This is a genomic window from Streptomyces sp. NPDC059248, from assembly GCF_042753905.1.
GTDB lineage: Bacteria > Actinomycetota > Actinomycetes > Streptomycetales > Streptomycetaceae > Streptomyces.
On the sequence record NZ_JBHYZV010000155.1, the window covers coordinates 1 to 5,102 of the forward strand.

General features: G+C 72.1%; 5 protein-coding genes. All 5 read right to left on the reverse strand.

Annotation, left to right across the window (positions count from 1 at the left end; translation table 11 throughout):
- Positions 1-128 precede the first annotated feature (128 nt).
- From ACFXG1_RS32860 to ACFXG1_RS32880, 5 genes are read right to left on the reverse strand one after another with little or no spacing between them, the layout of a single operon-like run.
- Positions 129-1,256, reverse strand: a complete 1,128-nt coding sequence (locus ACFXG1_RS32860; protein ID WP_384745837.1) for a pseudouridine synthase — start codon at positions 1,254-1,256, stop codon at positions 129-131.
- The gene (gene scpB / locus ACFXG1_RS32865) at positions 1,256-1,933 is read right to left on the reverse strand and encodes an SMC-Scp complex subunit ScpB (RefSeq protein WP_384745839.1); all 678 of its coding nucleotides are present in this window, start codon (positions 1,931-1,933) and stop codon (positions 1,256-1,258) included. The genes ACFXG1_RS32860 and scpB overlap by 1 nt, the downstream gene beginning before the upstream one ends.
- A complete protein-coding gene (locus ACFXG1_RS32870; protein ID WP_384745841.1) occupies positions 1,930-3,090 on the reverse strand; it encodes a segregation/condensation protein A in 1,161 nt (386 codons plus the stop codon). Before ACFXG1_RS32870 ends, scpB begins: the two co-directional genes overlap by 4 nt.
- Before the next feature lie 46 nt (positions 3,091-3,136).
- A complete protein-coding gene (locus ACFXG1_RS32875; RefSeq protein WP_384714577.1) occupies positions 3,137-3,712 on the reverse strand; it encodes a hypothetical protein in 576 nt (191 codons plus the stop codon).
- Positions 3,697-4,740, reverse strand: a complete 1,044-nt coding sequence (locus ACFXG1_RS32880; RefSeq protein ID WP_358828515.1) for a ParA family protein — start codon at positions 4,738-4,740, stop codon at positions 3,697-3,699. The genes ACFXG1_RS32875 and ACFXG1_RS32880 overlap by 16 nt, the downstream gene beginning before the upstream one ends.
- Between the last annotated feature and the right edge of the window lie 362 nt (positions 4,741-5,102).

Sequence of the window (5,102 nt, forward strand, 5' to 3'; positions counted from 1 at the left end):
CCCCCCCCCCCCCCCCCCCAACCCCACATCCCCCACGGTTGGGGGGCTCGGTTTTTTTTTATACCCCCCGGGGCCCCGCGGCCCAACCGCGCGGCGGGCCCTCCCTCGCCGGATCCGTCGGGCAGGCCCTACAGACCGACCTCGTTCATCAGCATGCCGACCTCCGTATTGGTCAGCCTGCGCAGCCAGCCCGACTTCTGGTCGCCGAGCGCGATCGGCCCGAAGGTCGTCCGGACCAGCTTCTCGACGGGGAAGCCCGCCTCCGCGAGCATCCGGCGCACGATGTGCTTGCGGCCCTCGTGGAGCGTGACCTCGACCAGGTAGTTCTTGCCGGTGTTCTCCACCACGCGGAAGTGGTCGGCCTTGACGTAGCCGTCCTCCAGCCGGATCCCGTCCTTCAGCCGCTTGCCGAGGTCGCGCGGGAGCGGACCCTGGATCGCGGCCAGATAGGTCTTCTTCACCCCGTAGCGGGGGTGGGTCAGCCGGTGGGCCAGCTCACCGTGGTTGGTGAGCAGGATGATGCCCTCGGTCTCGGTGTCCAGCCGTCCGACGTGGAACAGCCGGGTCTCCCGGTTGGTGACGTAGTCGCCGAGGCACTGGCGGCCGTCGGGGTCCTCCATGGTGGAGACGACACCGGCGGGCTTGTTGAGCGCGAAGAAGAGGTGCGACTGGGTGGCCACGGTCAGCCCGTCGACCTTGATCTCGTCCTTCTGCGGGTCGACCCGCAGGCCCTGCTCGGTCACGATCTGCCCGTTGACCTCCACCCGGGCCTGGTCGATCAGCTCCTCGCAGGCGCGCCGCGAGCCCATTCCGGCCCGGGCCAGCACCTTCTGCAGCCGCTCGCCCTCCTGCTCCGCGCCGGGGAAGGTCTTGGGGGTCTTGACCTGCGGCTTGTTCGCGTACCGCTCCCGGTTGCGCTCCTCGGTCCTGGCGTCGTACTCACGGGAGCGGGCGGGCTCCGTACGGCTGCCGCGGCCCGTCGGGGGCTTCACGGACTGACGGGGGCCGCCCTTGGCGCCGCCGCGCGCCGCGCCGCCGCGCCCCTTCCTGGGGTCGCCGCCGGGGCCGGAGCCCGTACCGGAACCGCCGACGTCGTAGCGGCGCTCCTCGGGGCGGGGCTTGCCCGGCTTACCGGACTTGCCGGGCTTGCCCGCGTGCTTCCGCCCGTCGTCGCGGTTGCCGCCCGCGCCGCGGGGGTTGCCGCGCCCGCCGCTGTTACCGCCGCCACTGTTCCTGCCGCTGCCGCTGCTTCGCATCACGTTTCCGTCGTCTTGTCTTCTTCGTCCGGTACAGAGTCTGTAGCCGGTTCCGGAGCGTCCGGGTCGAACGACGGCACGCCCTCCTGCGTCTCGGCCTCGATCGCCTCGGCCTCGGGGAGGAAGGGCGCCAGCTCCGGCAGCTCGTCCAGGCCTCGCAGGCCCATCCGCTCCAGGAAGTAGTTCGTCGTCCTGTACAGGATCGCACCTGTTTCGGGTTCCGCGCCCGCCTCCTCGACCAGTCCCCGCTGGAGAAGGGTGCGCATCACACCGTCGCAGTTCACCCCGCGCACCGCGGAGACCCTGGACCTGCTGACGGGCTGGCGGTACGCGACCACCGCGAGGGTCTCCAGCGCCGCCCTGGTCAGCCGGGCCTGCTGGCCGTCGAGGACGAAGCGCTCCACGGCGGGGGCGTAACCGGCCCGGGTGAAGAAGCGCCAGCCGCCCGCGACGGCCCGCAGCTCGAAGCCACGGCCCTGGGTCGTGTACTCGTCGGCCAGCTCCCGCAGCGCGTCGGCGACGGCCCGGCGGGGCCGCTCCAGCACCTTCGCCAGATGCTCTTCGGTGGCCGGCTCGTCGACCACCATCAGGACGGCCTCCAGGGCGGGCTTCAGGGCCAGCTCCGCGGCGCCGGTGGGGTGGGGGGTCCCGGTCGGGACCCGCTCGTCGGTTCTCACGCCGTGACCTCCGCCTTCCTCTGCTCACTCGCCGGGTCCGCCCCGTCCCGCGGGGGTTCGGGCGGCCGGTCGAACTCGTCGGTGACCGTCGTCTCCGCGTCGCCGCCGGTCCAGACGACCAGCAGCTCGCCGAGGGCCTCCTCCTGCTCCAGGGCGACCGCCCGGTCCCGGTACAGCTCCAGCAGCGCGAGGAAGCGCGCGACGACGGTCAGGGTGTCGTCGGTGTCCCGGGTCAGCTCCCGGAAGCCCGCCCGGCCCAGCTCCCGCAGCATCGCCACCACGATCTCCCCCTGTTCGCGCACGCTGACCAGGGGCGCGTGGATATGGTCCACATACACCTCGGGCTTCGGCCGGGGCCGCATCGCCGTCACGGCCAGCCGGGCGAACCCCTCGGCGCCGATGCTGATCACCACATCGGGCAGCAGCTCCGCGTGGTGGTCCTCAAGACCGACGGTCCGGGGGTAGCGCCGCCCCTCGGCCGCCAGCCGGTCGTCGAAGATCTCCGCGACGCGCTTGTACGCCCGGTACTGGAGCAGCCGGGCGAAGAGCAGGTCACGTGCCTCCAGCAGGGCCAGATCGGCCTCGTCCTCGATCTCGGCGGCGGGCAGCAGCCGGGCGGCCTTGAGATCCAGCAGGGTCGCGGCGACGACGAGGAACTCGGTGGTCTGGTCGAGGTCCCAGTCGTCGCCCATGCCCCTGATGTGGGCCATGAACTCGTCCGTGACCTTCGACAGCGCGACCTCGGTCACATCGAGCTTGTGCTTGGCGATCAGCTGCAACAGCAGATCGAAGGGCCCCTCGAAGTTCACCAGCCGCACCGTGAACCGCCGATCCGCCTCCGGCGCGGCCGAGGTCTCGCGCTCCTCCGCGTCCGGGGCCCCGGGGTCCTCACCGCCACCGGGCGGAGCGGAATCGCCCGGGAGTACGTCCATCGGCCCGCCGAGGGGACGGGGGCGCCTTTCCGGGCCCCCGGGGCGTACGGCGGGCTCCCGTCCGGGTTCCGGAGCGGCCCCGGGGGTTTCCGGCAGTACGGTGCCGGGCGCACGGTCCGCCGGGGCGGCGCCCGGGTCCGCGGCCCGCCCGTCCGGGAGTGCCGGAGGCGGGACCGTCGGGCCCCGGCCCAGAGGGCGGCGGGGCGGGTGGGGCGGCGGAGGCATGGGCGGTCCAGAAGGGATGGGGCGGGCGGGCAGCGCGAGGCTACCCTCAGCGGCCCCGCAGTCGGCGGACGAGAATGCTCGCGTCGCCGCGTTGTTCGAGGTCGGCCAGTACCACCGCGACCGCCTCGCGGACGATCCGGCCGCGGTCCACGGCCAGCCCGTGCTCCCCGCGCAGCACCAGCCGCGCGTGCTCCAGGTCCATCAGTTCCTCGGCCGAGACATAGACCGTGATCTTCTCGTCGTGCCGCTCACGTCCGCTCGGCCGCCGGTTCGCGGCCCTGCCCCGCCGCCGGGACGCCGCGGACTGAGCTCCACCGACGGCCCCCGCGGCCTCCTGGGCGGCCTGGGAGCGCCTGGACCGTCCCGATACCCCGGGGACCGGGGTATCGGGCTCCTCGGCCCGGCTGCGCCCCTCGGCGCCCGTGTTCTGGTCGGCGTCCGCCGCCGTGTGCTCCTGCGGCGGCGAGAGCGAGGCGCTGTCCAGCGGATCGCTCTCCCCCGCGGGCGCGGGCACCCTCGGCTCGCCGTTCGCGGCGCGCCTCGGCGAGGACGGCTGGAGTGCCGTGCCACCGGTCGTACGGAACAGTTCGTCGGCTCCGGGCAGACTCACTCGGCGTGACACCGGGCGAGCACCTCCCTGGCCAACTGGCGGTACGCGGCGGCGCCGACCGAGTTCGACGCGTAGGTGGTGATGGGCTCGCCGGCGACCGTGGTCTCCGGGAAGCGCACCGTCCGCCCGATCACGGTGTGGTACACGTGGTCGTCGAAGGCCTCGACCACCCGCGCCAGCACCTCGCGGCTGTGGACGGTCCGCGAGTCGTACATGGTCGCGAGGATGCCGTCCAGCTCCAGCTCGGGGTTGAGCCGCTCCTGCACCTTCTCGATGGTCTCGGTGAGCAGCGCCACGCCGCGCAGCGCGAAGAACTCGCACTCCAGCGGGACGATCACCTTGTGCGCCGCGGTCAGCGCGTTCACGGTGAGCAGGCCGAGGGACGGCTGACAGTCGATCACGATGTAGTCGTAGTCGGACATCAGCGGCTTCAGGGCCCGCTGGAGCGTGGACTCCCGGGCGACCTCGCTCACCAACTGCACTTCCGCCGCCGACAGGTCGATATTGCTCGGCAGCAGATCCATATTGGGTACGGCGGTCTTCAACAGGACCTCGTCGGCCGACATACCCCGCTCCATGAGCAGGTTGTAGACCGTCAGGTCCAGCTCCATCGGGTTGACGCCGAGGCCGACCGAGAGGGCGCCCTGGGGGTCGAAGTCGACGAGCAGCACGCGCCGTCCGTACTCCGCGAGCGCGGCACCCAGGTTGATGGTCGACGTGGTCTTGCCGACGCCGCCCTTCTGGTTGCACATCGCGATGATCTTCGCGGGGCCGTGCTCGGTCAGCGGGCCCGGGATCGGGAAGTACGGCAGCGGGCGGCCGGTGGGGCCGATGCGCTCACGGCGCTGTCGCGCGGCGTCGGGTGCGAGGGTCGCGGCGTACTCCGGATCGGGCTCGTATTCGGCGTCGGGGTCGTAGAAGTGCCCCTCGGGGAGTTCCTCGTAGGCGGCGAAGTGCGTGGACTCTCGGCCACTCTTGTCGCCTGCCGTGGCGTTCACGTGTAGGCCGTCCGTCATCGTCATCGTGTGGGCTGTCGTCATGTGCGTCCGGCCGCCTCCGGGGGAAATTGTCGACTCATTCACAAGTCGCCTTACCTCCTCGGCCGCGGTGGTGGCTTCATCTGGCTTTATCGATAGGTCAGCGTGGCATCATGCCGACGGTTGGCGACTCTATGGCGTGTCACCGCTCCGCAGCAACACAATCCACCGGACCCGGCCCGATGTGTCGGCGACGGAACACCCTTGTGTCAAGAGCGCATGACCACGGGAGTGTGATCCTCCCCACTGCCTCCCGGAAGGACCCGGCGCGCGGCGCGCGGCGTTCGTGCCGGGTCGAACGACCGGCCGCCCACGCGAACGCCCCCGGCCGGGCCGGGCGGGGGGTGGTGGCGCGCGGGCCGGCC

Excerpts from the sequence above, each read along its gene's own strand:
- ACFXG1_RS32870 (WP_384745841.1), bottom strand. The coding sequence starts at position 3,090 with ATGCCTCCGCCGCCCCACCCGCCCCGCCGCCCTCTGGGCCGGGGCCCG.
- ACFXG1_RS32880 (WP_358828515.1), bottom strand. The coding sequence starts at position 4,740 with ATGACGACAGCCCACACGATGACGATGACGGACGGCCTACACGTGAAC.
- ACFXG1_RS32860 (WP_384745837.1), bottom strand. The coding sequence starts at position 1,256 with ATGCGAAGCAGCGGCAGCGGCAGGAACAGTGGCGGCGGTAACAGCGGC.